Raw genomic sequence first — 24720 nt, forward strand, 5'->3', positions numbered from 1 at the left:
AACAGTGCGCCGCAGGGAACACTTACTCCGGATCGGGCCGTGTCATATCCATCGGAACGATCCACTGGTCGAACTGTTCTTCGCTGACCAGTCCCGACTGCCGCGCCGACTCGCGCAGGGTGATGCCCTCGTGCTGGGCATGCTTGGCAATCTGGGCGGCGGCATCATACCCGATGTGCGGGGCCAGTGCGGTCACCAGCATCAGCGAGCGCTCCATCAGCTCGCCGATGCGGGCGTGGTTGGGCTGGATGCCGCGCGCGCAATGCTCTTCGAAGGAACGCATGCCGTCGGCCAGCAAACGCGCGCTCTGCAGGAAGTTATGCGCGATCATCGGCTTGAACACGTTCAGTTCGAAATTGCCCTGCGAGGCGCCGACCGTCAGCGCGACGTCGTTGCCGAAGACCTGGCAGCACAGCATGGTGAGCGCTTCGCACTGGGTCGGATTGACCTTGCCCGGCATGATCGAGCTGCCCGGTTCGTTTTCCGGGATCGTGATTTCGCCCAGGCCCGAGCGCGGACCGGACGCCATCCAGCGCACGTCGTTGGCGATTTTCATGAGCGCGGTGGCGAGCGTCTTGAAGGCGCCGTGGCTGGCGACCAGCGCGTCGTGCCCGGCCAGCGCCGCGAACTTGTTGGGCGCCGTCTTGAACGCCAGGCCCGTGCGCGAACCGAGTTCGGCGGCGATGCGCGGGGCGAAGTCGGGGTGGGCGTTCAGGCCGGTGCCGACCGCCGTGCCGCCGGCCGCCAGTGCCAGCAGGCCGGGCAGCGACGCGCGGATCGCGCCTTCGGCAAATTCGAGCTGGGCGACGTAGCCGGAAAACTCCTGGCCCAGCGTGAGTGGCGTGGCGTCCTGCAGGTGGGTGCGGCCGATCTTGACGATGTCGTCAAAGTCGCGCGCCTTGATCTGCAGCGTTGCGCGCAGGCGCGCCAGCGAGGGCAGCACGTCTTTCGATACTGCCAGCGCCGCCGCCACGTGCATGGCGGTGGGAAAGATGTCGTTCGACGACTGGCCCATGTTGACGTGGTCGTTCGGATGCAGCAGACGCGTCTGGCCGCGTTCGCCGCCGGCCAGTTCGGACGCGCGGTTGGCCAGCACCTCGTTCATGTTCATGTTGCTTTGCGTGCCGGAACCGGTCTGCCAGACGGCCAGCGGGAATTCGTCCGGATAGCGCCCCTCGAGCACTTCGTCGGCGGCGGCGATGATGGCGTCGGCCTTGTCCTTCGGCAGCTTGCCGAGCGAACGGTTCACTGCCGCCGCGGCGCGCTTGACCTGGGCCAGCGCAGCAACCAGTTCCGGCGCCATGCGTTCGGTCGAGATGTGGAAATGGTGCAGCGAACGTTGTGTCTGGGCACCCCAGAGGCGGTCGGCCGGGACGTCAATCGGGCCGAAACTGTCTTTTTCTATCCGGTTTTCCATGAACTTGTCCTGTTATTTATTTCGATGCGGGAGCTAAAGAGTGTATCCGAACACCCGTTAATTACGCTTAGGCTACAAATTCTTCCCTTTCATGGCACTGCGCACCTCCCACATCCTGACGACACTGCTGCTTGCCGGCGCCACCGCAGCCAGCCATGCGGCTGAACTGGGCGAAGCCCGGGTGCTGTCCCACATCGGACAGGCGCTGGTGGCGGACGTCGAACTGACCCTGGTCGAAGATCCGGGCACGCCGGTGGCGGTGCGCCTGGCTAATGCAGACGTGTACCGCGGCGCGAACATCGCCATGCCGCCGGTCCTCTCTAGCCTCGACATGCGTGTGACGCGGCGCGATGGCCGCCAGTTCCTGCATCTGACTTCCCTCAAGCCGGTCGAGGGCCGCCACCTGCACGTCTACCTGGAACTGATCGACGCCGGCCAGCGCAGTGTGCGCCTGGTGACGCTGTGGCTGACGCCGGATCCGAACCCGATCTCAGTCCCGGTGCCCGTGTCCGCACCCACACCCGCATCTGCGCCCGCACCGGCGCCCGCACCGCTTCCCCTGCGTGAAGCGGCGATTCAGCCGGCAGTAGCCCAGGCCCTGGCGCGTCCTGCGCCGGCGCGCAAGCCCGCGCCGGCGCCGCGTCCGGCCGCCGCCCTGCAGGCAGGCGAGGAATACGTGGAAGAGGGCGGGCATCCGGCGGTGCCCATCGTGCGCAAAAGTACACCCAAGCCCGCACCCAAGCCCAAGGTGGCGCCAAAGCCGCTGCACCAGGCCAGGCCAAGCATGGCCGCGCCCGTCGAAGCGCCGAGCTGTGCCCCGCAAGTGGCCAGTGCGCCCCTGAACGCCTGCGTGGCGCTGGGCGAAAAGAATGCAGCCCTGCACCATCAGCTGGGCCAGCTCGAAGATAAAGTAAAGGTGTTACAGGCAAGTGCGGGTACTGCATTGCCTCAGGCCGAGGCCGGGGCCGCGGTAACGCCGCCGGCCGCGCCCGAGGCGGCTGCGCTAGCCCCGACGGCGAAGCAAACCCCGAAGGAAGCCGCAAAAGACGCTCCCAAAGGTGCGCCGCGCATCCACCGCAAGCCGAAGAAGCCCGAGCCGCCGCAAGCGGAGACTCCGTGGCTGCTCATCGGCGCCGGCGTCGCAGCCGTGGCCGCCATTGCCGGGCTGGTGCTGGCGCTGCTGGGCAGGCGCAAGCGTTCGCGCTTCGGCAAGATTCCACCCGAGCACAAGCCGGCCAAGCTGCCCAAGGCGGCGGCCGACGGTTCGCCGAAACCGCATTTCATGGCGGCGGTCAAGGCGCGCCTGATGCCCGGGCGCGCCAAGGCAGCGCCTGAGGCAGCAGCGGCTGCGCAAGCGCCGGAGGCCCCGGACGAGGTGGTTTCACAGCCGCAGTAAGGTACAAAAGAAGGCACCTGTGAGCGCCTGAAACGGTGCTCGACAGGGCGCGCACAATTGGTCTACACAAGCGCAAAATTTGCGCTATACTGAACTCGTTGGTTATCAAAACCACAAAACGGAACAGAGTCCGGCGCAGCCACCACCGATAGTGTGGCGCGGGTACCGGATGTACGCTGCAAGGCGCCTGTTTTCGGAAGCGGTCAGACTGCCAACAGCGGCAGAGGACGCCGGATGCAACCGGCAAAGAGGCGGCACCAGGTTTCCTGGTGTTGCTCTCCGAATTCATGTGGTCGATTGCATGGCAGTCGCACCGCAAAAAACGAAGGCGCCAATGGGCGCCTTTATTTTTGTCCCCTTATTGGCAACAACCCGGCAACAACCCGGCAACAACCCGTCCGTCCTGGCTGCGTTCAGCGGCTGTGACTTCTCGCGCCAGGTGCCTGTTTGAGGAACTGCGCCAGCGTGTCGAGCGGCTGCTTCGACCGGAAAATCGCGTCGGCAAGACCCTGCGCCTGCTCCCGTTCCTTGCGCGTGAGGCGCGGGTCCGGCTGTGCGCCGGCCGATGCCCGATTCCCGCCATCTGCGCCGCGCTGCGCCAGCATGCGCAGCGCCGCCGCCGCCACCGTGTTGTGCGGCACACCCAGGCCATCGCCGTACATCCTTGCAAGTTCATCCCAGGCGCGATGGTAGCCTTTGCTCGCCGCCAGTTCGAACCAGTACAGCGCCTGCCTGTCGTCGCGGGCAGTGCTTTCGCCGTACAGGCACGCCACCCCCAGGTTGAACTGGGCCGTCGGATTGCCCTGCATGGCCGCGCGCCTGATCCACTGGTTGCCGAGCGCGGCATTGCGCGCCACGCCTTTGCCGCGCAGGTAGAGCATGCCCAGGTTATTCTGGGCATCGGCATCGCCGCGTTCGGCTGCCTTGCGGTACCAGGAGAGCGCCCGGTCGACGTCGGGCGGGTCAAGGTGGGATCCGTAGATGCGCCCCAATAAGAACTGGGCATCGAGCACACCTTTTTCGGCAAAGGGCGTGGCCAGTGCAAGCGCGCGCGCCACGTCGCGCCGTGGCGACTGCTCGAGATACAGCTTTGCCAGGTCCAGCTTGACGTCGGCATGACCTCCTTCGACGACACGGGAAAGCCAATCGATCGCCAGCCCGTAATCTTGCGCTACGCCGAGGCCCTGGGCATATGCCGTGGCGAGCTTGCGCTGGGAGAAGACGCTGCCCTGGCCTGCCGCCCGGCTGAACCAGCGCACTGCCTGTTGCGCGTCCGCCTTCACGCCTCTTCCGACCGCGTAGCACCATCCCAGCAATTCCTGCGCCTTGACGTCGTCCTGCCCGGCGCGGGCGCTGAGGTCGGCGAGGCGCATGCCGTCACAGGAGGCGCCGGCGCTTCCTGCGACAGCCACTTTGCCGATGAGGCATATCCATAAAAAGAATACGCCCAGATAGTGCTTCATCAAATCTTTCTCCAAGCAATGTCAATGTGATCCGCGCCGGTACCTCCATGAAGAAGTCAATGTAGCGGGGGCCTGGCAGGATCCGGTTGCGTGCCCGCAAAGGATGAGGACGAAAAAAAAAGCGCCCGCAGGCGCTTTTCTTCGAAGAGGGAAGGGCGGTTCAGTGCGCGCGCAGCGCGCGGTCCAGTTGGCCCATCCACGGTTCGGTCACGTCGCGCACGGCGCGGTCGTTGGCCATGATTTGTTTCAGCAGGTCGATCTTGCGCAGGCGCTTGGCGCCTTCCAGGGCCGGCACGCCGGTCGCCGTTGCACTGGCCTGGGTCGCGCATTGCGCCTGCAGGCTGTCGAACCCGTTCCAGTCGCCCGATTGCGCTGCCACCGCCATCTTGCCCGTCAGGCCGGCAATATTTTCATACATCGAGAGAACGTCGTTGGAGGTCATGTTGACACCGCTACAATTTTTTTCGGCCGGATTCCCGGTTGTCCTCCTTTTACGGCAGAGGCCGCTCGAACTTTAGGGGTGTTTGCAAAAATAATTGAAAATTTTTCTCGACACGTTGGCAACTGCGTTGGCAACTGCGCCGTGGCGCCAGGATTATGCAGTCCAGCGCGTCGTTTTGCCGTCTGTCGCATTCCAGGCTGGCCGGGCGAGCGCTTTCGGTACAGTGCCTACTGGGTCGCTGCGCCAGGCGCGACACACACGACGTCGAAACACATCACACAGAAATACATAACAAGAAAGCAAGAGGGAACCATGAGACATCCAAGCGCATTCCGCGCCACCCCCGTCCTCGCCCTGGCACTGGCCGTGGCGTTCACCAACGCCCCGGCCCAGGCCGAAGCGCCGTTTTCGTTCGCCGCCACCCCCGGCAAGCTGCCGAAAGACGTCATCCCGCTGCTGTACGACGCCCATCTGGTGCCGGACGTGAAAGCGGACACCTTCCGCGGCACCCAGCGCGTCGAGATCGAGGTACTGCGGCCGACGACGCGCATCGTTCTGAATGCCGCCAACCTGGCCATCGAGCGCGCGTCCCTGTCCGGCCGCGGGATGGCCGAACGCGTGCTGACGCCGCTGCTCGACGACAAGCAGGAAACGCTCACCTTCGAGCTCGGCGCGCCGCTGGCGCCCGGACGCTACGTGCTGGCGCTGGCATTCTCCGGCCAGATCAACCGCGAAGGGCGCGGCCTGTTCCAGGTGGGCTACAAGGCCGACGGCGCCGATAAGAAATTGATCGCCACCACGATGGAACCGTCCGACGCCCGGCGCATGTTGCCGACCTGGGACGAGCCCGCTTTCCGGGCAAAGTTCAAGCTGACGGTCGACGTGCCCGCCAGCTTCAAGGCCTACTCCAACACTCCGGTCGAGAAGCAGGAAAAGCTCGCCGGCGGCATGCAGCGCTTTGCGTTCGCGCCGACCCCGAAGATGCCGAGCTACCTGGTGGTGCTGGTGGCGGGCGAAATGGAACGCGTGGCGGCGCGCCAGGACGGCGTCGAGATCGGCGTCGTCACCACCGCCGGCAAGCTCGGCGCGACCGCCTTCCCGCTGCAAGCCACCAAGGACCTGCTGCGCTACTACAACAATTACTTTGGTGTGCCGTACCCGCTGGCCAAGCTCGACCAGATCGCGATTCCCGGCGGGTTCAATGGTGCAATGGAAAACTGGGGCGGCATCGTCTACAACGAATCGACGCTCCTGTACGACCCGAAAAAGAGCCCGGAAAACGTCAAGAAACTCACTTTCGAGGTCAATGCCCATGAGGTGGCGCACCAGTGGTTCGGCAACCTGGTCACCATGGCCTGGTGGGACAACCTGTGGCTGAACGAAGGGTTTGCTTCCTGGATGGCGTCCAAGGCCACCGAACATTTTCACCCGGAATGGCGCCCCTACCTGGACGGCATCGCCGAGCGTGAAGGGGTACTCAATCTCGACGCGCGCAAGACCACGCACCCGATCCAGACCCGCATCGACAACGAAGAGCAGGCCGCCGGCGCCTTCGACTCCATCACCTATGTAAAAGGGCAGGGCTTCCTGCGCATGCTCGAAGCCTATGTCGGCGAAGACCCGTTCCGCAAGGGTATCCGCGCCTACATGGCCAAGCACCAGTATTCGAACACGACCACGGCCGACCTGTGGGCGGCGATCGAAAAGGCGTCCGGCAAGCCGGTCAGTAAACTCGCCGGCGACTGGACCACCCAGCCGGGCTATCCCCTGATTTCGGTGAGCCAGGCCTGCGTCGACGGCAAGCGCCAGGTCACGCTGGCGCAGGAGCAATACCGCCTCGACGAGCCGGCGCCTGAAAACCGCCTGTGGACCGTACCGCTGCAGGTCGGCACCGTCAACGGCAAGGCCTGGTACACGTTGCTGGCCAACCGCAGCACCACGATCACGCAGGGCGGCTGCGAAGGCACGCTGGTGGTCGATCCGCACAGCGTCGGCTTTTTCCGCATCCAGTACGACCGCGCCAGCTTCGACGCCCTGGCCGCGAACGCGGCGCGCCTGCCGGATCCGACGCGCCTGAAACTCCTGACCGACACCTGGAGCCTGGTGGCGGCCGGGCGCATGCAGCTCGATGCCTACATGGCGCTGGTCGCCAAGTACGGCGACGAGCCGCGCCTCGCGGTATGGCAATCGATCCTGGGCAACCTCGGCACGCTCGACAATCTCGCGCGCGGCGAACCCGAGCAGGCGCTGATCCGGCGCTTCGTGATCGGCTTCGTGCAGCCGCGCTTTGCCCAGCTGGGCTGGGAACCGAAGGCGGGCGAAGCAGCCGAAGAGCGCCAGCTGCGCGCGTTGCTGGCGTCGAGCCTTGCGCGTGCCGGCGACGAAGGCGCGATTCGAGAGGCGCGCCAGCGCTTCGCGCGCTTCCAGGTCGACCCGGCATCGGTCAGCCCGGAAATGCTCGATTTCGTCGTCAGCACGGTCGGCCGCTATGCCGACGGCGCCACCTATGCCGCCCTCGGCAAGCAAGTGGCCGCCGCCCGCACCGACGAGGAACGCAACCGTTTTGGTGGCGCAATGACGCTGGTGCAGGATCCGGCGCTGGCGGCAAGCGCGCTGAACATGGCGGTCTCGCCGGAGATACCGGCCAACCTGTCGACCATGATCGTGTCCAGCATCGGCCGCGAGCATCCCGACCAGGCCTGGGAATTCGCGGTCGCCCATCGCGAGGCTTTGCTCAAGAGTGCCGACGCCGTCGGCCGCAACCGCGCGCTCGCCTCGGTCGTGGCGGGATCGTCTGATGCGCGTCATGCGGATATGATGGAGCAGTATGTGGGTCAGAACTTCGGCCCGGACGCGCTGGTCGAAGCTCGTCGGGTGGGAAATGGCATTCGCGTACGCGCGGCGCAAAAGGCGCGCCTGCTGCCGCAGGTACGCGCCGCATTACAAACGCAACAACAATAAAACTATAACGATCGATCAACCAAGGAAAAGCATGAAGACTCGTTGGACCCCTACCAAGACCGCCATCGTCCTCGCCCTGTGCGCCGGCGCCGTTGCTACCCCAGGCTTTGCCGCTGCCCAGACCGGCGTCGCGCCGCCTGTTGAAAAGCCCGCCGCCACGAAAACCCCGGCCATGACCGTACTGCCGGGCGAAGACTTCTTCACCTACGCCAATGGCGACTGGCTCGCCAAGACCGAGATCCCGGCCGACCGCGGTTCCTGGAGCGCGATGGGCGCGCTGGCCGAAGACACGAATACCCGCATCGCCAAGATGATCGAGGACGTCGGCGCGGACAAGAACGCCAGCGCCGAGGCGCGCAAGGTCGCCGATTTCTATGCATCCTACATGGACGAAGCCGGCATCGAAAAACGCGGCCTGGCGCCGATCAAGCCGATGCTAACCAGCATCGCCGGCATCAAGGACAAGGCGGCGCTGGTGCGTGCGCTCGGCGGCTCGATCCGCGCCGACGTCGACCCGCTGAACTCGACCAATTTCTTCACCGAGAATCTGTTCGGTCTGTGGGTCGCGCAAGGCCTGACCGAGCCGTCGCGTAATCTGCCTTACCTGCTACAGGGTGGGCTCGGCTTGCCGGACCGCGCCTATTACCTGGAAAACAATGCGCGGATGGCCGAGCTGCGCACCAAGTACCAACAGCACATCGCCGCCATGCTCAAACTGGCCGGCATGGACCGGAGCGACGAACGCGCAGCGCGCGTGTTCGAGCTCGAGCTGGCGCTGGCGCAGACCCACGCCACGCGCGAGGATTCAGCCAACATCCAGAAGTCGAACAATGTCTGGACGATGAAAGAGTTCGCCGCCAAGGCGCCGGGCATCGACTGGAAGGCCTTCTTCAAGGCGGCGGGCCTTGACAAGCAGGAGCGCTTCCAGGTCTATCATCCGACTGCCATCACCGGCGCGGCTCGCCTGCTGGCGGATGCCGACGTCGCCACCTGGCGCGACTACCTGGCCTTCCACAAGCTGAACCAGTACGCCAGCCTGCTGCCGAAGGCAATTTCCGACCAGCGCTTCGAGTTCACCGGCAAGACGCTGTCCGGCACGCCGCAGCAGTCGGCACGCTGGAAGCGCGCCCTGGGCGCCACCAACAATGCCATGGACGAAGCGGTGGGCAAGATCTACGTCGCCAAGTACTTCCCGGCCGAAAACAAGGCGCGGGTGCAGGCGATGGTGGCGAACATCATCGACGCCTTCAGCCGCCGCATCGAGAAGCTCGACTGGATGGCGCCGGCCACGCGCGCCCAGGCCCAGGCCAAGGTGAAGGGGATGTACGTCGGCATCGGTTACCCGGAAAAATGGAAATCGTATGAAGGCCTGAACATCGTTGCCGGCGACGCCTTCGGCAACACGGTGCGCGCCGAGGAATTCCACTATAAGCAGGAACTCGCCAAGCTGGGCCGCAAGCCCGAGCGCACCGAGTGGGCCATGCCGCCGCAGCTGGTGAATGCCGTCAATTTGCCGCTGCAAAATGCCATGAACTTCCCGGCCGCGATCCTGCAGCCGCCATTCTTCGATCCGAAGGGTTCGGACGCCGCCAACTATGGCGCGATCGGCTCGATCATCGGCCACGAGATCAGCCACAGCTTCGACGACCAGGGCGCCCAGTTCGACGCCCAGGGCCGCCTGCGCGACTGGTGGACGAAAGAAGACCTGGCGCACTTCAAGACCGCCTCGAACAAGCTGGTCGAACAGTACGGCACCTATAAACCCTTCCCCGACCTGGCGGTGAACGGCCAGCTGACGCTGAGCGAAAACCTGGCCGACCTGGCCGGCGTGGCGGCGGCCTACGATGCCTTCAAGACCACGCCGTCCGGCAAGACGCCTGATGCGGACCGCCAGTTCTTCACCGGCTTCGCCCAGGGCTGGCGCAGCAAGGCGCGCGAAGCCTCGCTGCGCCGCGCCGTGCTGACCGACGGCCATGCGCCATCCCAGTACCGCACCTATATCGTGCGCAACCTGGATGCGTGGTATTCGGCCTTCGACGTCAAGCCGGGGCAGGCGCTGTACCTGGCGCCGCAGGATCGGGTGAAGATCTGGTAATCTCATGACCGACGACCTCGACGCGCATCTGGATGATATTTCCCGTCGCACCCTCGCGCATTACGAACGCAATGCGCAGGGGTTCTTTGCGGGCACCATCGACCACGACGTCAGCCAGAACGTGACGGCGCTACTGGAGGCGATCGAGGCGCCGGCGCCGTTCACGCTGCTCGACCTCGGCTGCGGCCCGGGGCGTGACCTGAAAACTTTCACCGGGCTCGGGCACCGCGCCATCGGCCTCGACGGCGCCGCCGAATTCGCGGCCATGGCACGCGCCTACAGCGGCTGCGAGGTCTGGCACCAGGATTTCCTGCACCTGGACCTGCCGCCGGCGCTGTTCGACGGCGTGTTCGCCAACGCCTCGCTGTTTCACGTGCCGTCAGCGGCGCTACCCGCCGTGCTGGCGGCGCTGTACGGCACGCTGAAACCCGGCGGCGTACTGTTCAGCTCGAACCCGCGCGGGCACAACGAGGAGGGCTGGAACGGGCCGCGTTATGGCAGCTATTACGACTATCCGGCCTGGGAGCGCTACCTGGTCGCGGCGGGATTCGTTGCGCTGCACCATTACTACCGTCCACCAGGCGTGCCGCGCGCGCAGCAACCCTGGCTGGCGAGCCTGTGGCGCAAGCCCGCTAATGTTATCCAGCGAACAGAATCCGGGGGCGATCCGGTCCAGGATAGGGCTTCGATTCAAACCGAAGAGGACTCATCATGAACGAGGACCAAATCAAGGGCAAGGCCAAGGACATCGGCGGCAAGATCCAGGAAAAGGTCGGCGAAGCCGTCGGCAGCCGCGAGCAGCAGTCCAAAGGGATAGCCAACCAGGCCGAAGGCAAGGTGCAGGAGAAAGCTGGCGATGTGAAGGATATCGTCAAAGGGAGCTGATTTTTCCAGCCTTGAATAACAAAGCCGCGACGTGCCGCGGCTTTTTTGTTGTTGGGTAGCGGTGCGTTTGCGGCTGAGCACTCGTTAACATCGACGCGTGGACGGGGGGCCCCGTCCACCCTACCGCCACCGTAGAGTATGTAAAAAAAAACGTCAGGGCAAGTCGGTAGGGGGATGGCTCTGCCGTCCACGCGGCGATACGCGACGCTCGCATCAGCGCAAACGCGCCGGTAAACGCACCGTTTACGCCTTCTCCCCATCCTCCACCTTATCCCCCAGCACATCCTCCACATACAACATCTGCACCAGCACCTTCAAGGCCGCCGCCAGTGGCGTCGCCAGCGCCACCCCGGCAAAGCCGAACAGCGTCCCGAACACCAGCTGCATGACGATGGTCAGGGCCGGCGGCAGGTCGACAGCGCGCGATTCGATCAGCGGCTGCAGCACATAGCCCTCCACCAGCTGCACCCCCGCGAACAGCAGCACCGTGTACAGGGCCAGGTCCGGGCTGATCGAGAACGCGATCAGCACCGCCGGCACGCCGGCCATGATCGGTCCCAGGTAGGGCACGAAATCGAGCAGCCCGGCAATGATGCCGAGGATCAGCGCCAGCGGCACGCCCAGCAGCGACAGGCCGATCGAGGTCACGGTGCCGACAATCAGCATAGACACCGATTTGCCCAGCAGCCAGCTCGCCAGCGTACGCCCGATCTTTTGCAACACCTGGCGCGCACGTCCGCGCTTCGATTGCGGCACCAGCTTGATCGCGCCGCTCGTATACAGGTGCGGCGAGGCGGCGAAATAGATGCCGACGAACAGGATGATGACGACGTTGCCAATCGCGCCCAGTACGCCGGTGAAGAACAGCCCGGCATTCGGCACCATCGACGACATCTGCTTGACGATCTGTTCCGGCGGCGGCAGGCCGGACAAGACTTTCTTCAGCAGCGGGTGCTCGTTGACGGCGCTTTGCAATTGCTGCAGCGACTTCGGCACCGCTTCGGCGAGCTTGGTCGACTGTTCGGAAATCTGCGGCGCCATCGCCCAGCCGCCCAGGCCGATCGCCGCGAACAGCAGCAGGACCACCAGCGCCAGCGACCACTGCCGCTTGAGCTTGATCCGGTGCGCGAGCCGGTCGGACAGTTCGTACAGCAGCACCGCGCACAGGATGCAGGCGAACACCAGCAGCAGGGCGTCGGCGGCGAACCAGACGGCGGCCAGGCCGAGAATGAAGAGCACGCTGATGCCGTCGACCAGGGCGGTGCGCTTCATCAGGCTGCGCTGCGGGCCGGAGCTGCCGGGCGTGTCCGCGGTGTCGTCGACGGGCCGGGCAGAAGAGTGAACAGAAGAGGAGGCAGGCTCGCGCATGATGGTTTCCATTAACAAAACAATAATGAAACATTACCATTTGTTAAGCCAAACCGGCGCATGGGTGGAAGTACCCGGCCCGCTGAAGATATTGTCGAGCTATGTGAAGGGCCGCACGGACTACGGCAGTCAGGGGGGCGTACTCTGTACCCATCGCGTCGTCACCCGACCACGCAACCACCGAAGGAGATCATCATGAACAAGGACCAAGTCGAAGGCAAACTGCAAGACATCGGCGGCAAGATTCAGGAAGAAGCCGGCAAGCTGGTCGGCAACACCGAACAGGAAGCCAAGGGCCTGAAGAACCAGGTCGAAGGCAAGACCCAGGAAAAATTCGGCGACGTGAAAGAAAAGCTGAACGACGCCACCCGTTGATGTCGCGCGCCGCCATGCGCGGCGCCGCGAACGAAAAAAAGCCCCGGCGTCCGACGCCGGGGCTTTTTATTTTGCTCACTTGCCGTCGGGCTTACTGGACTTCGTAAGCGCCGATGTCGATCTTCTTGCCCAGCGTCGCGCGCAGGGTGGAACCGGCGACGTGCCTGTAGCTGGCCGTCGGGGTGAGCGATACCTTGCCGATAGCCGTGGCTGGAATCGTACCCGCATTCACGATCAGGCTGCTGAACAGCGGACGCAGGTCGTAGCCCGCACGGTCGACGAAACCGATCGACAGCGCCTGGTAGTTCGTCTTCAGGACCGCGTTGGCCTGGGTGGTGACCTCGCCCGAGCCGCTGAACAGGTTGTTGGTCAGCAGGGCTGGCGTGGCGGCATTGCGCACCGTCACGAAGGTACCGCGGCTGTCGTCGTTCACGAACGTATTGTTGACCACGTACAGGTCGGTTGCGTAGCCGCCCGTGCCTTCTTCACCATACGACACCATGGCCGGGTTGTTGCCCGACGCCGGTTGCATGATGACGTTGCCGATGATGTAAGTCGTACCGCCGTTCGGCACATTGACTTCGTAGCTCGGCTTGCCCGCCGCGGTGCTGCCGGTCTCGCCCGGACGCAGGCTCGAGAAGCGGTTGTAGGCGATGGTGTTGTACAGCGCGCGCGTCTTGAGGTTGTGGCCGACGTTGGCATCGTGCGAGTAGTTGTAGCGGAAGGTCAGCTTGGCGGCCTGGCCGATGTACACGTTGTGGCTGTAGCCGTCGCCGTAGCCGTTGTGGCCGAACTCGTTGTTCTCGAGGACGATGGTGCTGGCCGTGTTCACGCCGCTCAGGATGCCGTTTTCGTTGTCGTGCAAGAACGAGTTGCGCAGCGTGAAGTTGGTACCTTCCAGGCGCAGCGCCGCGCCGTTGCGGTCCGGTACGGCAGCGCCGTACATTTCCACATTGTCGATCACGACGTTGCCGCCGACCACGACCCAGGTGGCCTTGCCCATGGCATTGCGGCCGCCGGCATTGATTTTCGGACGGCCGTTGATGCCGCGGATGGTCAGGTTGCTGGTGTAGATGCCGCAGACGTCACCGGTATAGGTGGCAGCCTGGATTTCAACGACGTCGCCGGCCCGGGAGGCTGCGAATGCCTGGCATGGCGTCGCATAGGTCTTGCCTGCGCCAACGCTCAAGGTAGCGGCCGATGCCGGGGCCGCGATTGCGGCGCCCATCACCAGGGCGGTGGCTGCGAGAGAAAGGCGGGTAGGGCTGATACGGATGGCTTGCATTGGTATGTGTCCTCAGGAGAGCGGATTCGCTGCGATGTGTGTCCCAGATCAGGAAACCGGAGAATACATTGAGGAATTAATTCCGTGTGGACAGAAGTTGTTACTAAAAATGTCAGGAAATGCCATCGGAAGTCACAATCCTCCTAGGAAAAAAGTGCGTTTGCAGCAAATCGTTCCTACGTAAAAAAATTTCTTGCTGTCTCGTAAACGAGACGCCTGAGCTTGACTTATTGTTGAGTTGTCGGAAATTTTATGACATCCGAAGCAACTGATGAGAAAAAAGACAATAAAAAAACCGGAACCCTTCGCAAGGTTCCGGTTCTCGAGAGTAAAGATAAAACTTAGTTCGGCGCGGTGCCGCCCAGGTTTTTCTTGAAGAAGTTTTCGATCAGGCCATACACGTGGCGCTGGCTGGTGCGGCCGGAGATGCCGTGCTTGGCGCCCGGGTAGGTCATCAGGTCGAACTGCACGTTGCGCTTGACCAGTTCGTCGATCAGGCGCGTGCTGTTGGTGAACAGCACGTTATCGTCGGCCATGCCGTGCACCAGCAGCAGCGGCGACTTCAGCCCGTCCAGGTGCGCGAACACGCCGCTGCGCTCGTAGGCTGCCGGGTCCGACTTCGGCGTGCCGCCAACAAATTGCTCGGTGTAATGGGTGTCGTACAGCGCCCAGTCGGTGACCGGCGCCACCGACACGCCCATCGCGATCTTGTCCGAGGCGGCCGCCAGCAGGCGCAGCGTCATGTAGCCGCCATAGCTCCAGCCGAACACGCCGACGCGTTTCGCATCGACAAAGCTCTGCTGCGCCAGCCAGTCGATGCCGGTGACCTGGTCTTCGACTTCGTTCTTGCCGAGGTTGTTATAGATGACGTCGGTGAACGCGCGTTCACGGCGGCTCGAACCGCGGTTGTCCAGCGTGAACACCACGAAGCCCTGCTGCGCCATGTACTGGTTGAAGTAATTGCCCCACGTACGGGTGACGCGCTGCGAGTGCGGGCCGCCGTAGGTGAACAGGAAGACCGGGTATTTTTTCGTCGCATCGAAATTGGCCGGCTTGATCATCGAGTAGTGCAGTGCCTGGCCATCCTTGGCGGCGATGGTGCCGTATTCGGTCGGCAGCAGGTCCGGCAGGAATTTCGCGAACGGGTGGTTGGCGTTCAGCTCGTTCTTTTCCAGCCATTGCACCATCGCGCCGTCGGCCTTGCGGATCGACACTTGCGGCGGCGTACGCGGGCTCGAATAGGTATCCACGAAAATCTTGCCGTTGCCGGCGAATGCCGCCTCATGCCAGCCGTCGCCGCTGGTGATGCGCGCGGGCTTGGCGGCCGTGCTGCCGTTCAGGGCCAGCGCATAGGTCTGCTTGTCGATGACGGCGTCCTTGTTCGACGACACGTACACCTTGCCGGCCGCTTCGTCGACGGCGAGCACGTTGTCGATGCCCCATTCGCCACTCGAGATCGGGTTCAGCAGCTTGCCGTTCAGGTCGTACAGATACAGGTGGTTGCGGCCGCTGCGCTCTGACGCCCAGATAAAGGCCTGGCGGTTTTTCAGGAAGCGCAGGTCGTTGTGGATGCTGACCCAGGTTTTCGAGGTTTCGGTGAGCAGGTTGCGCTGCGCCAGCGTGGCCGCGTCGACGGCCACCAGGTCGAGGCGTTTCTGGTCGCGCGTCTGGCGCTGGTAGACCAGGGTTTTGCTGTCCGCGCTCCAGTCGGCACGGACCAGGTAGATGTCCTTTTCGGCGCCGAGGTCGACCTTGCGCGAGGCACCGGTTTCCGGCGAGACGATGAACAGGTCTACCAGCACGTTCGGGTCGCCGGCGGCAGGGTAGTGCTGGTCGATCACTTCGGTGCGGTCGGCAAAGATCTCGAAGCGGCGCACCACCGGCACCGGCGCTTCGTCGTAGCGCTTGTAGGCAATTGCGGAATCATCCGGCGCCCAGTAGTAACCGGTGTGCTGGTCCATTTCTTCCTGGGCCACGAACTCGGCTTCGCCGTTGTGCACGGTGCCCTTGCCGTCCTGGGTCAGCTGGCGCTCGGCGCCGGTTTTTAAATCGATTACGACCAGGTTCTGGTTGCGCACGAAGGAAACGTAGCGGCCCTTCGGCGAAATCTTTGGATCGAGCACATTGCCCGATGCCACCTTGCGCGCGGCATCCGGCTTTGCCACATCGACCAGGTACAGGTCGCCGGCGATCGGCACCAGCAATTGCTTGCCGTCGGGCGACCAGCTGTACGAAATGATGCCCGACAGGCTGGCGGTACGCGCGCGTTCGCGGCGCGCCTTTTCCTCGAGCGACAGGTTCTCGTTCGGCACCAGCTTCTTGGAGTCGACCAGGCGGCGCGTGGTCTTGTCCTTCATGTTGTATTCCCACAGGTCTTGCTGGAACTGGTTGTCCTCGCGGCCACGCAGGAAAGTCACGCGTTCGCCGTCGGGCGACACGCGCAGGGCTTTGACGCCAGGACCGGCAAGCGAGGTTTCGCCGTGAATACGGTCGAGCGTGAGGCGTTCCGCGGATGCGGGCGCGGCCGCAAGCGCGGCCAGGAGGCAGAGGAGAAGGCGCATTGATTGTCTCGATGAAAGTTAGCTTTATGCAACGGACGAGACGATACCAGAGTCCGGGGCTAAAAGCTGTATGTACCGCGCCTTCCGCCCCGGGAAAACCACAAAGGTCAGGACGTCACGGCGCGCACTTTTTGGCGCGACAGCTTTTCCATCGACCAGGTCAGCAGCACGGCGGCAATCGTCAAGCCCAGCACCAGCCCGATCCAGAAGCCGGTCGACTCCATCGGCGCACTTGGGGACCACGGGAACCAGCCCGGCGCGATGCCGAGGATATAGCCCAGCGGCAAACTAAAACCCCAGAAGGCGACCAGCTGGATGATCATCGGCGGACGCGTCACCTGGTAGCCGCGGATGGCCGAGGCGGTGGCCACCTGGGTCGCATCCGACAGCTGGAACAGCGCCGCGAACAGCAGCAGGTGCACGCAGGTTTCCTGCACCGCCGGATCGGAGGTGTAGGCGCGTGCGATTTCCCAGCGGAACAGGGCAATGAAGGCGGCCGACAACAGGCCGAACGCGACCGACATGCTCACGCCCACGCGCGCCACGAACTGCGCGCGCAGCGGATTGCCTTCGCCCATCGCCTGGCCGACGCGGGTCAGCAAGCCAATGCCGAAGCTGAGCGGCACCATGAACACCAGCGACGAAAAATTCAGCGCGATCTGGTGCGCCGACACTTGCACCACGCCAAAGCGCGCCACCATCAGGCTGATCAGGCCAAAGGCGCTGACCTCGGCAAAATAGGTGACGCCGATCGGCAAGCCGAGATGCAGCATGTGGCGGATTTCCTGCCAGTCCGGACCTTCCCAGCCGGTGAACGGATAGGTCATGCGATAGACCGGCGAGACCTTCACCCAGATCACCATGGCAACCAGCATCAGCCACATGCCGGCCGCGGTCGACACCGCGCAGCCGACCGCACCCATCTGCGGGAAGCCCCAGTTGCCGAACACCAGCAGCCAGTTGCTGGCCACGACGAACAGCAAGCCCATGATCGCAATGATCATGATCGGCTTGGTCTCGTTGATGCTGGTCGTGTAGCCGTACAGCGCGCGGTAGCAGGCAAAGGCCGGCATGCCGAGGCTGGTCACGTGCAGGAACAGCGCGGCGCGGTCGGCCACGTGCTGGTCGAGGCCGATATGGTCGAACAGCAGCGTGCACAGGTTGGTCGCGAGGCAGGCGATCAGGCCGATGCCCGCGCCTTTCCACAGCGCCTGGCGCACCGTGTGCGGGATCTTGTCGTAGCGCCCGCCGCCGATTTCATGCGCGACCACGGTGTTAATCGACATCATGATGCCCATCACCGTCACCAGCACGATCGACCACACCGACGCGCCCAGCGACACGGCGGCCAGCTCTTCCGCGCTCACGTGGCCGGTCATCGCGACGTCGGCCACGCCCATGCCTACGGTTGCCATCTGGCCGACCAGCATCGGCCAGGACAGTTTCCAGAGGGTGGCGATCTCCGTGCGGACAGGCGAGGGCGGGGCGGTGATGGTGGTGGAAGTCATGGGTGAAACCAGGGTGCGGAAACCCGTGATTTTACTGTCTTATTGCTAAGGCTGCGAAGGCGCCGTGTGCGCCTCCGATGGCGTTGAAAACCGGGCTGGCAGGCATCACATACCCATCAACTTCTTCATCCAACAATCCAGGAGCAAGCTCGTGGAATACAAGGACTATTACCAGACACTCGGCGTCGATAAAGGCGCGACCGCGGACGACATCAAGAAGGCATACCGGAAAATGGTGCGCAAGTACCACCCCGATGTTAGCAAGCACGCGGACGCGGACGCGAAAACCAAGGACATCAACGAAGCCTACGACGTGCTGGGCGACGCGGAAAAACGCGCCGCCTACGACGCGCTCGGGCGCGGCCATCGTGCCGGCGAGCAGTTCCATCCGCCGCCGGACTGGAGCGAGCATTTCGATTTCGGCGGCGCCGGCGCCGACGACTTCTTCGCCGACCTGTTCGCCCAGGCGGGCCGCGCGCGCCGCGGCGGCGGTTTCCAGATGCGCGGCGACGATATCCATGCCGCCATCACGATCGACCTGTTTGACGCCTACCGCGGCGCCACCCGTACCGTCAGCCTGCGCGTGCCGAAGGCCGAGGGAGCGGGCCGCGCCACGATGCAGGAAAAGACTTTGAGCGTGAACATCCCGCGCGGCGTGACGCCGGGCCAGCAGTTGCGCCTGGCGGGGCAGGGCCATGAGGGCCATGGCGGCGCCGGAGCCGGCGACCTGTATCTCGAAATCCAGTTCGCCCCGGATCCGCGTTATCGCATCGACGGCGCGCACGTCTACGAAAACGTGCCGGTGACGCCCTGGGAGGCGGCGCTGGGCGGCAGCGTGGCGGTGCCGACGCCGTCGGGCACGGTCGAGGTGACGATCCCCGCCGGTTCGCAGAGCGGGCGCAAGCTGCGCCTGAAAGGCAAGGGCATCCCGGCCGCCACCCCGGGCGACCTGTACCTGATCCTCGACGTCGTGCTGCCGCCGGCCAACAGCGACAAGGCACGCGCGCTCTACCAGGCCATGGCGCGCGACCTCGCCTTTAACCCACGCACCCATGCTTGAGGAGGAACCGACGATGTTTTCGAACCAGACTGTCAGCGGGGTCTTGCTCGACGAGGCTGCCCTCGACATGATCGAACTGGCCCGCGCCTGCCGCGTCGAACCCGACTGGGTGGTGCGGCACGTGCAGGCTGGCGTGCTCGGCACGGCAGCCCCAGTCTCGGCGCCGGCCGCGGCGCTGCGCTTTCGCAGCAGCGACCTGGCGCGGGCGCGGCGCCTGCTCGAACTGGAACGCCATTTCGACGCGGACGAAGAACTGGCCGCGCTCGTGATCGACCTCGCCGACGAGGTGCGCCGCCTGCGCGCCCGCCTGCATGCGCTCGGCATCAGGGATCGCTGAAGACACCTGAAGCGCGCGCCGTCCAGGCGGGCGTCCTCCTAGAATTGTGTCAGATGATTCACACACGTTCATATCGGGAGGTTACATGGCAACAGATCAGGTAGAAGTGCAGGAACCGGACCACGAAAAGGCGAACCGCGGGCCGCTCGACGGCAAGCGCGTCGCCGTCGTGATGACGGATGGCGTCGAGCAGGTCGAGTACACCGGGCCGCGCACATTCCTGGAACAGCAGGGCGCACAGGTGGTCCTGATTTCGCCGAAAGGCGTCGGCGCAGCGGTGCAGGGCATGAACCACGACGACAAGGGAGACCTGTTCCCGGTCGAGATGAACATCCAGGACGCCCACCCCAACGATTTCGACGCCCTGCTGCTGCCGGGCGGCGAACAGAACCCGCTCGCACTGCGCAAGAGTCCCGAGTCGATCGCGTTTATCAAGGAGTTTTATGCCGCCGACAAGCCGATCGCCGCGATCTGCCACGCCCCTTGGGTGCTGATCGACGCCGGCATCGCCGAGTCGAAAAACCTCACCAGCTGGCCCGACATCCAGGACGACATGAAGCAGGCCGGCGCCGAGTGGATCGACCAGGAAGTGGTGATCGACGAAAAGCTGATCACCAGCCGCAAGCCGGACGATATTCCGGCGTTTAACGAAGCCTTGATGAAGGCCTTGATGGTGTCGGCAGACCTGTCGAATATGGGGGCGTCGTCGTAATTGCTGACGTCACGCCGCGTGGGCTCGACGGGTTCTGTCGTCGGCTCGCGGCGTATCTTTCTGTTTATGGCCCGGATCGCTTCCCGTAGGGTGGGCTCCGCCCACGCGGATCAAAGGCGCCACTAACAGGGCCGGCAACAGCCCCACGTACGTCACCGCTACACGCCTCAACGCGGCGTATCCTTTACGCCACGTTCCCGCCGATCTCCCGCTGCACCTTCTTCGTCAACTTCCCAAACACCAGCGCATACGACCTGCGCAACAACTGCGCCGCCTCCTCGTCGCCCAGCGCCTTCGCATCCTCCACATACACCCACTTCGCCCGCGCCAGATACGGCGCCGGAATGATGCCCGGCCGATCCGTCAATTCGAGGAAACGCTCGTCCTCGACCTTGAAGCTCATGCCAGTAGCCTCACCCAGATTAGTAACGGCGAACATCTTGTCGCCAACCGAAAAGACCAGGTCATTGCCCCATTTGGTGGATTCGGTGGCGCCGGGGAAGGTGCGGCAAAGGGCGATGGCGGCATCAAAATTCATGGGCGTCGGCTGTGACTGAGCAGGGGCGTTGCGGTCAGCGCTGCGCGAAACTCGGGCCGCGGTCGAGGAAGATATCGATGTGCACCATCAGGTGGCCACCGACTGGCTGCCCTGCAATCTTCGCCGCCAGCTTGCCGGCACTGCCCAGCTTGAGTTCGACCGCGGTGGCGAAGCTGCCTTGCTTGAGCAAGGGCAGCTTGATGGTGGCGACGCCGTCTTTCAGGACGGCTTGCATGGCGGTGTTGAGGTCCTGGGTTTCGTCGGGGGTGAAGGTAACGAAACGCAGGGTGCCGCCGCCGAGTTCGGGGCCGCTGAGTACGGCGTCTTCCGTTGGGGCCAGAAGAAAGGAGGTGGTGGAAGTGCGTTGTTTGCTGCTAAGTTTTAGCATGGGTTTCCCAAGGTGAAATTTTATGGAAATGCTAACACAGACGAGCTGTTTGGGATACTAAGTGGGGTGTGATGGGTAGGAGCTGCAGGCTGAGCAGCGGAGGGCAAAAAATCGCTGCGCGATTTTCTTTAGTCAGGCGGATCGGATAGCCGTTGCGCCCGGAGGCGCAACGTCGCTCGCAGGCTCGTCGCTCGCGCGGCTCGAAACCCCTGCTCGCCCCTCGTCCGTGCCGGACTCGGATTCGATTCCCTCCGCCCAAACAACACCGCACAAAAAACAAGGCCCCCCGGCTTTCGCCGGGGGGCCTTGTTTTTTTGTGCGGTGGTGGAGGCGGAGNTTTGACCGGCACGACGGGGATGTGCACCCTGCGTACCAGCGAGTTACCTTAAATTTCGGAAGCAACCAAGTAACCCGGTTGAGTCCTAGCCTCTGTAAATGACTCTACTTGCCTTGCGGCCCACCCCAGAGGCGAGGTAGTGTAGAGCTAGCAGCAATTAAGCTGCGAGTGCGTACGAGTTATCGTTTGCAGTTATTGATTTCTGGATGTATTTACGAGGTAACCAGTCCTCGGTATGCCCTGCGCTGCTTTGCAACCCACGTCGAAACCAGGTCGCCCCCAACGAAACTCCATTGTACTCCAATCGCGGGCGGTGTGCAGGGTCTGCACAGGCCTCGATTCAACCGTGCCCCGTGGCGTTACAGACTGTTGCAAGTGGGTGTGTTTTGGCTGCGACACGGCGTGGGCTCGGGGCGCCCACCCTACAAAGGCGTTTGGCGGTGGAAGGAAATGGTCGGGTACTCGTGGGCACGTACGCGTGGGCTCGGGAGCCCACCCTACGGTACGCGACCGTCTCCGCTATTACTGGCCGTTACGCTTGGCGACTTCATTGCCGAGGTAGCCGCCGCCGATGATGCCGGCGAGGGTGGCCAGCTTCTTGCCGTTGCCGCCGCCGACCTGGTTGCCGATCAGGCCGCCGATGACGGCACCGGTGCCGATGCCGACGTAGCTTGGCTGGGCTGGTGCTGGGGCCTGGCGGTAGGTCGGCTCTTCGTAGCGCACTGTCTGTGGAGCAGGGCGGTGTTCGACGATGCGGCGCTCGACCACGCGTTCGACGACGCGCGGCTTCGGTGCCGGGGCTTGCTTGACGACCGGGGCCGGTTCCTGCTTGACGATGACGACCGGGGCGGCCGGGGTGTTGGCGGCCTGGATGTAGGTGGTCGTGCCTGGTGCGGCACTCACGACCATCGGGGCGGGCTGGACCGGGGCGGCGTACTGCGCCTGGGTCTGCATCGCGGCCTGCAGCTGGGTTGGGGCGAGCGGGGTGGCGGCGGTGGGGGCCAGCACGGCTTGCGGTTCGGGGGCGCTGCGCGACGATGGCAGCATGCCGGTGATGGCGGCGGCGCCGGTCAGGCTGACGATGATCACCGACACGGATGCGGTGGCCATCAGGGGATGAATGCGGGTGGCGGTTGCGGTGGTGTTCATGGTCTGCTCCATCTGTTGTTGCGTTGTCGATGGATGCAGATTACGGATTACGACAGTTACACGGTAGACAGAAACCGGTATCAGTCGTAACCAAATGTAAGGTTAAGCCTGGGCAACGGCCGGCGCAAGAGCGACGCTACGCAGTAACTCCAGCAGGTCAAGCGGCGTGGCGCACAGGTAGTCGGCGCCCCAGGTCTGCGGTTCGATCGCGCCGCAGTAGCCCCAGGCGCAGGCGACCGTCAGCATGCCGGCGGCGCGGCCGGCTTCGATGTCGCGCAGGTCGTCGCCGACGTACCAGCAGGCGCTTGGTGCGATATCGAGACGGCGCGCGCCTTCGAGCAGGGGCGCCGGGTGTGGTTTCGCGAACGGCATGGTGTCGCCCGAGACGATGCAGCCGGCGTGCGCCAGCCCGATCTGCGGGATCAGCGGATCGGTGAAGCGCGCCGGCTTGTTGGTGACCACGCCCCAGGCCATGCCGGCGTCCTCGATGCCCTGCAACAGTGCATCGACGCCCTCGAATAGCCCGCTCGCTTCCGCCATGTGGTCCTGGTAGCGGTCGAACCATTGGACACGCAATTCCTCGTAACCGTCGTCGCCCGGCGCCAGGCCAAAGGCGGCGCCGATCATGCCGCGCGCGCCGGCTGAGGCGGTCGGGCGCAGCACGCTGTAGGGCGTGGGCGCCAGGCCGCGCTCGGTGCGCAGCCAGTTGACGGCGGCGGCGAGGTCGGGCGCGGTGTCGGCCAGCGTGCCGTCGAGGTCGAACAGGACGGCGCGCGGCGCTGAAAGGGAGGCAGGGGAGGTCATCGAATCGAAAGCGTCAGATTGGTTTCGTGCAGGCCACCATGTAATTCACATCGGTGTCGTTGTTGAGCGAGTAGATCTTGGTCAGCGGATTATAGGTCAGGCCCTTCATGCCTTCGACCTGCAGGCCGGCGGCGCGCATGAATTGCGAGAGTTCGGCCGGCGTCAGGAACTTGCCGTAGTCGTGGGTACCGCGCGGCAGCATGCGCAGCACGTATTCGGCGCCGATCACGGCGAGCAAATACGCTTTCGGATTGCGGTTGATGGTCGAGAAGAACAGGTGTCCACCCGGTTTCACCAGCGCGGCGGCGGCGCGCACGATCGAGGCCGGATCCGGCACGTGTTCGAGCATTTCCATGCAGGTGACGACGTCGTACTGGCCCGGTTCCTCAAGCGCCATGTCTTCGGCGGCGATGAGTTTATAGCGGACGTCGACGCCGGACTCCAGGCCGTGCAGGTCGGCGACTTTCAGCGCCTTTTTCGACAGGTCGATGCCGGTCACTTTCGCACCCTTGCGCGCCATCGATTCGGACAACACGCCGCCGCCGCAACCGATGTCGATCACGTTCTTGCCGGCCAGGGGCGCGCGCGCGTTGATCCATTCCAGGCGCAGCGGATTGATTTCGTGCAGTGGGCGGAATTCGGACGTGGGGTCCCACCAGCGGTGGGCCAGCTCGCTGAATTTGTTGATTTCGAGGGGATCGGCGTTCGTAGTCATAGGTCGGAATAATAACGGGAAAGTTTGTCCTGCGACGGACAAAAAGAATCGGCGAAAAAAAACCCCGCCGCAGCGGGGTCTTTTGGATCAAGCAAGATTACTGCGGACGGCTGCGGGTGCCGACGACTTCGATCTCGACGCGGCGGTTCTTCGCGCGGCCAGCCGAGTCTTTGTTGTCTGCAACCGGCTGCTTCTCGCCCTTGCCTTCGGTGTAGACGCGGTTGGCGTCGATGCCCTTGCCCTGCAGGTAGGCCTTGACCGATTCAGCGCGGCGGATCGACAGTTTCTGGTTGTAGGCATCGGTGCCGATCGAGTCGGTGTGGCCGACGGCGATGATGACTTCCAGGTTCATGTCGCCCAGCTTCGAGGTCAGCTCGTCGAGCGATGCCTTGCCTTCAGGCTTGAGGACGGCCTTGTCGAAATCGAAGAAGGCGTCAGCCGAGTAGCTCACCTTTTCCGAGGTCGGCACTGGCGCCGCCGGCGGGGTTGGTGCCTGGGTTGGAGGCGGAGCTTCGACTGGCGGTGGCGGCGGAGCGACGCACTTGCCGTTCTCGAGCTTTTCAGGTGGAACGCACAGTGGTGCATCGCAGCCTGGGACCGCATCGGCCGGGGTCCAGTAGCCGGTACGCCAGCACAGGCCGAAAGGATCGCGCGCGATCACGCCGCGGCTGTCCTGGACGTAGGCGCTGTACGGCTTGTTCGCCTGAATGTCGGTCGTCAGCGGCGCATACGGTGGTGCGCTTTGTGCGAACGCACTGCCAGCCATCGCTGCCGAAGCTGCGAGCATGAGGGTTGCAATCTTCTTCATATTTTTTGATCCTTTCGGGTTTTATATCTTTTCGCTGCGAAACTATTACCATTCACGACAACGTAGGCAGAATACTAACACCTTTTGCGGTCGTGTCTGTTTCGCATTGTGAAACA

Annotated in this window: 22 protein-coding genes and 1 other RNA gene; 9 read left to right on the forward strand and 14 right to left on the reverse strand. The window is 64.0% G+C overall.

Annotation, left to right across the window (positions count from 1 at the left end):
• Window positions 1-22: 22 nt before the first annotated feature.
• Window positions 23-1417, reverse strand: coding sequence for a class II fumarate hydratase (gene fumC / locus IFT60_RS18920; RefSeq protein ID WP_192054429.1), 1395 nt, complete (start codon window positions 1415-1417; stop codon window positions 23-25).
• A gap of 91 nt (window positions 1418-1508) precedes the next feature.
• Here fumC and IFT60_RS18925 point away from each other — a divergent pair, with 91 nt between their 5' ends.
• A complete protein-coding gene (locus IFT60_RS18925) occupies window positions 1509-2813 on the forward strand; it encodes a FimV/HubP-related protein (RefSeq protein WP_192054431.1) in 1305 nt (434 codons plus the stop codon).
• Between the two features lie 413 nt (window positions 2814-3226).
• Here the strand turns inward: IFT60_RS18925 and IFT60_RS18930 are convergent, their stop codons facing one another.
• Together IFT60_RS18930 and fliT are read right to left on the reverse strand one after the other, a co-directional pair.
• The gene (locus tag IFT60_RS18930; protein ID WP_192054433.1) at window positions 3227-4276 is read right to left on the reverse strand and encodes a tetratricopeptide repeat protein; all 1050 of its coding nucleotides are present in this window, start codon (window positions 4274-4276) and stop codon (window positions 3227-3229) included.
• A gap of 160 nt (window positions 4277-4436) precedes the next feature.
• Window positions 4437-4718, reverse strand: coding sequence for a flagellar protein FliT (gene fliT / locus IFT60_RS18935; RefSeq protein ID WP_192054435.1), 282 nt, complete (start codon window positions 4716-4718; stop codon window positions 4437-4439).
• 312 nt (window positions 4719-5030) lie between these two features.
• Here fliT and IFT60_RS18940 point away from each other — a divergent pair, with 312 nt between their 5' ends.
• From IFT60_RS18940 to IFT60_RS18955, 4 genes are read left to right on the forward strand one after another with little or no spacing between them, the layout of a single operon-like run.
• Window positions 5031-7679, forward strand: coding sequence for a M1 family metallopeptidase (locus IFT60_RS18940; RefSeq protein ID WP_192054437.1), 2649 nt, complete (start codon window positions 5031-5033; stop codon window positions 7677-7679).
• A 31-nt stretch (window positions 7680-7710) separates the two neighbouring features.
• Window positions 7711-9774 carry a M13 family metallopeptidase gene (locus IFT60_RS18945; protein WP_192054439.1) on the forward strand — a complete coding sequence of 688 codons (2064 nt, stop codon included), beginning with the start codon at window positions 7711-7713 and terminating at the stop codon, window positions 9772-9774.
• Between the two features lie 4 nt (window positions 9775-9778).
• Window positions 9779-10489, forward strand: coding sequence for a class I SAM-dependent methyltransferase (locus tag IFT60_RS18950; protein WP_192054441.1), 711 nt, complete (start codon window positions 9779-9781; stop codon window positions 10487-10489).
• The gene (locus tag IFT60_RS18955) at window positions 10486-10659 is read left to right on the forward strand and encodes a CsbD family protein (protein ID WP_192054443.1); all 174 of its coding nucleotides are present in this window, start codon (window positions 10486-10488) and stop codon (window positions 10657-10659) included. Before IFT60_RS18950 ends, IFT60_RS18955 begins: the two co-directional genes overlap by 4 nt.
• Before the next feature lie 243 nt (window positions 10660-10902).
• Here the strand turns inward: IFT60_RS18955 and IFT60_RS18960 are convergent, their stop codons facing one another.
• Window positions 10903-12027: an AI-2E family transporter gene (locus IFT60_RS18960; RefSeq protein ID WP_192054445.1), complete on the reverse strand. Its 1125-nt coding sequence runs from the start codon at window positions 12025-12027 to the stop codon at window positions 10903-10905.
• A gap of 195 nt (window positions 12028-12222) precedes the next feature.
• On the opposite strand from IFT60_RS18960, the gene IFT60_RS18965 reads away from it, so the two are divergent.
• Window positions 12223-12402 carry a CsbD family protein gene (locus IFT60_RS18965; protein WP_192054448.1) on the forward strand — a complete coding sequence of 60 codons (180 nt, stop codon included), beginning with the start codon at window positions 12223-12225 and terminating at the stop codon, window positions 12400-12402.
• 91 nt (window positions 12403-12493) lie between these two features.
• Here the strand turns inward: IFT60_RS18965 and IFT60_RS18970 are convergent, their stop codons facing one another.
• The 3 genes from IFT60_RS18970 to IFT60_RS18980 all read right to left on the reverse strand — a co-directional run bounded on the left by IFT60_RS18970 (window position 12494) and on the right by IFT60_RS18980 (window position 17756).
• A complete protein-coding gene (locus IFT60_RS18970; RefSeq protein WP_229510980.1) occupies window positions 12494-13687 on the reverse strand; it encodes a right-handed parallel beta-helix repeat-containing protein in 1194 nt (397 codons plus the stop codon).
• A 341-nt stretch (window positions 13688-14028) separates the two neighbouring features.
• Window positions 14029-16248 carry a S9 family peptidase gene (locus IFT60_RS18975; protein ID WP_192054450.1) on the reverse strand — a complete coding sequence of 740 codons (2220 nt, stop codon included), beginning with the start codon at window positions 16246-16248 and terminating at the stop codon, window positions 14029-14031.
• 107 nt (window positions 16249-16355) lie between these two features.
• Window positions 16356-17756 (reverse strand): MATE family efflux transporter, encoded by a 1401-nt coding sequence (locus tag IFT60_RS18980; protein ID WP_192054452.1) that lies wholly within the window; start codon window positions 17754-17756, stop codon window positions 16356-16358.
• 151 nt (window positions 17757-17907) lie between these two features.
• Here IFT60_RS18980 and IFT60_RS18985 point away from each other — a divergent pair, with 151 nt between their 5' ends.
• The 3 genes from IFT60_RS18985 to IFT60_RS18995 all read left to right on the forward strand — a co-directional run bounded on the left by IFT60_RS18985 (window position 17908) and on the right by IFT60_RS18995 (window position 19865).
• Complete coding sequence (locus tag IFT60_RS18985; protein WP_192054454.1) at window positions 17908-18816, forward strand: DnaJ C-terminal domain-containing protein; 909 nt, start codon at window positions 17908-17910, stop codon at window positions 18814-18816.
• A 13-nt stretch (window positions 18817-18829) separates the two neighbouring features.
• Window positions 18830-19153, forward strand: coding sequence for a MerR family transcriptional regulator (locus IFT60_RS18990; protein ID WP_192054456.1), 324 nt, complete (start codon window positions 18830-18832; stop codon window positions 19151-19153).
• A gap of 85 nt (window positions 19154-19238) precedes the next feature.
• Entirely contained in the window at window positions 19239-19865 is a 627-nt protein-coding gene (locus IFT60_RS18995) for a type 1 glutamine amidotransferase domain-containing protein (RefSeq protein ID WP_192054458.1), read from the forward strand.
• A 184-nt stretch (window positions 19866-20049) separates the two neighbouring features.
• Here IFT60_RS18995 and IFT60_RS19000 read toward each other — a convergent pair whose 3' ends face one another.
• The 7 genes from IFT60_RS19000 to ompA all read right to left on the reverse strand — a co-directional run bounded on the left by IFT60_RS19000 (window position 20050) and on the right by ompA (window position 24604).
• A complete protein-coding gene (locus IFT60_RS19000; protein WP_192054460.1) occupies window positions 20050-20403 on the reverse strand; it encodes an MmcQ/YjbR family DNA-binding protein in 354 nt (117 codons plus the stop codon).
• Window positions 20404-20437: 34 nt separating this feature from the next.
• Window positions 20438-20791 (reverse strand): hypothetical protein, encoded by a 354-nt coding sequence (locus IFT60_RS19005; RefSeq protein WP_192054462.1) that lies wholly within the window; start codon window positions 20789-20791, stop codon window positions 20438-20440.
• A 322-nt stretch (window positions 20792-21113) separates the two neighbouring features.
• Window positions 21114-21409: a transfer-messenger RNA gene (gene ssrA, locus IFT60_RS19010) on the reverse strand.
• Window positions 21410-21650: 241 nt separating this feature from the next.
• Window positions 21651-22277, reverse strand: coding sequence for a hypothetical protein (locus IFT60_RS19015; protein ID WP_192054464.1), 627 nt, complete (start codon window positions 22275-22277; stop codon window positions 21651-21653).
• Between the two features lie 102 nt (window positions 22278-22379).
• Entirely contained in the window at window positions 22380-23081 is a 702-nt protein-coding gene (locus tag IFT60_RS19020; RefSeq protein WP_192054465.1) for an HAD family hydrolase, read from the reverse strand.
• A 13-nt stretch (window positions 23082-23094) separates the two neighbouring features.
• On the reverse strand, window positions 23095-23796 hold the full coding sequence (ubiG, locus tag IFT60_RS19025) for a bifunctional 2-polyprenyl-6-hydroxyphenol methylase/3-demethylubiquinol 3-O-methyltransferase UbiG (protein WP_192054467.1): 702 nt from the start codon (window positions 23794-23796) through the stop codon (window positions 23095-23097).
• A gap of 97 nt (window positions 23797-23893) precedes the next feature.
• The gene (ompA, locus tag IFT60_RS19030; RefSeq protein ID WP_192054469.1) at window positions 23894-24604 is read right to left on the reverse strand and encodes an outer membrane protein OmpA; all 711 of its coding nucleotides are present in this window, start codon (window positions 24602-24604) and stop codon (window positions 23894-23896) included.
• Between the last annotated feature and the right edge of the window lie 116 nt (window positions 24605-24720).

The sequence above is a fragment of the Massilia sp. CFBP 13721 genome, assembly GCF_014842025.1.
In the GTDB taxonomy this organism is placed as follows: domain Bacteria; phylum Pseudomonadota; class Gammaproteobacteria; order Burkholderiales; family Burkholderiaceae_D; genus Telluria.

What these genes read in the sequence shown, in the direction of transcription:
- fumC (WP_192054429.1), bottom strand. Translation starts at nt 1,417, where the DNA reads ATGGAAAACCGGATAGAAAAAGACAGTTTCGGCCCGATTGACGTCCCG.
- IFT60_RS18925 (WP_192054431.1), top strand. Translation starts at nt 1,509, where the DNA reads ATGGCACTGCGCACCTCCCACATCCTGACGACACTGCTGCTTGCCGGC.
- IFT60_RS18930 (WP_192054433.1), bottom strand. Translation starts at nt 4,276, where the DNA reads ATGAAGCACTATCTGGGCGTATTCTTTTTATGGATATGCCTCATCGGC.
- fliT (WP_192054435.1), bottom strand. Translation starts at nt 4,718, where the DNA reads ATGACCTCCAACGACGTTCTCTCGATGTATGAAAATATTGCCGGCCTG.
- IFT60_RS18940 (WP_192054437.1), top strand. Translation starts at nt 5,031, where the DNA reads ATGAGACATCCAAGCGCATTCCGCGCCACCCCCGTCCTCGCCCTGGCA.
- IFT60_RS18945 (WP_192054439.1), top strand. Translation starts at nt 7,711, where the DNA reads ATGAAGACTCGTTGGACCCCTACCAAGACCGCCATCGTCCTCGCCCTG.
- IFT60_RS18950 (WP_192054441.1), top strand. Translation starts at nt 9,779, where the DNA reads ATGACCGACGACCTCGACGCGCATCTGGATGATATTTCCCGTCGCACC.
- IFT60_RS18955 (WP_192054443.1), top strand. Translation starts at nt 10,486, where the DNA reads ATGAACGAGGACCAAATCAAGGGCAAGGCCAAGGACATCGGCGGCAAG.
- IFT60_RS18960 (WP_192054445.1), bottom strand. Translation starts at nt 12,027, where the DNA reads ATGCGCGAGCCTGCCTCCTCTTCTGTTCACTCTTCTGCCCGGCCCGTC.
- IFT60_RS18965 (WP_192054448.1), top strand. Translation starts at nt 12,223, where the DNA reads ATGAACAAGGACCAAGTCGAAGGCAAACTGCAAGACATCGGCGGCAAG.
- IFT60_RS18970 (WP_229510980.1), bottom strand. Translation starts at nt 13,687, where the DNA reads ATGCAAGCCATCCGTATCAGCCCTACCCGCCTTTCTCTCGCAGCCACC.
- IFT60_RS18975 (WP_192054450.1), bottom strand. Translation starts at nt 16,248, where the DNA reads ATGCGCCTTCTCCTCTGCCTCCTGGCCGCGCTTGCGGCCGCGCCCGCA.
- IFT60_RS18980 (WP_192054452.1), bottom strand. Translation starts at nt 17,756, where the DNA reads ATGACTTCCACCACCATCACCGCCCCGCCCTCGCCTGTCCGCACGGAG.
- IFT60_RS18990 (WP_192054456.1), top strand. Translation starts at nt 18,830, where the DNA reads ATGTTTTCGAACCAGACTGTCAGCGGGGTCTTGCTCGACGAGGCTGCC.
- IFT60_RS18995 (WP_192054458.1), top strand. Translation starts at nt 19,239, where the DNA reads ATGGCAACAGATCAGGTAGAAGTGCAGGAACCGGACCACGAAAAGGCG.
- IFT60_RS19000 (WP_192054460.1), bottom strand. Translation starts at nt 20,403, where the DNA reads ATGAATTTTGATGCCGCCATCGCCCTTTGCCGCACCTTCCCCGGCGCC.
- IFT60_RS19005 (WP_192054462.1), bottom strand. Translation starts at nt 20,791, where the DNA reads ATGCTAAAACTTAGCAGCAAACAACGCACTTCCACCACCTCCTTTCTT.
- IFT60_RS19015 (WP_192054464.1), bottom strand. Translation starts at nt 22,277, where the DNA reads ATGAACACCACCGCAACCGCCACCCGCATTCATCCCCTGATGGCCACC.
- IFT60_RS19020 (WP_192054465.1), bottom strand. Translation starts at nt 23,081, where the DNA reads ATGACCTCCCCTGCCTCCCTTTCAGCGCCGCGCGCCGTCCTGTTCGAC.
- ubiG (WP_192054467.1), bottom strand. Translation starts at nt 23,796, where the DNA reads ATGACTACGAACGCCGATCCCCTCGAAATCAACAAATTCAGCGAGCTG.
- ompA (WP_192054469.1), bottom strand. Translation starts at nt 24,604, where the DNA reads ATGAAGAAGATTGCAACCCTCATGCTCGCAGCTTCGGCAGCGATGGCT.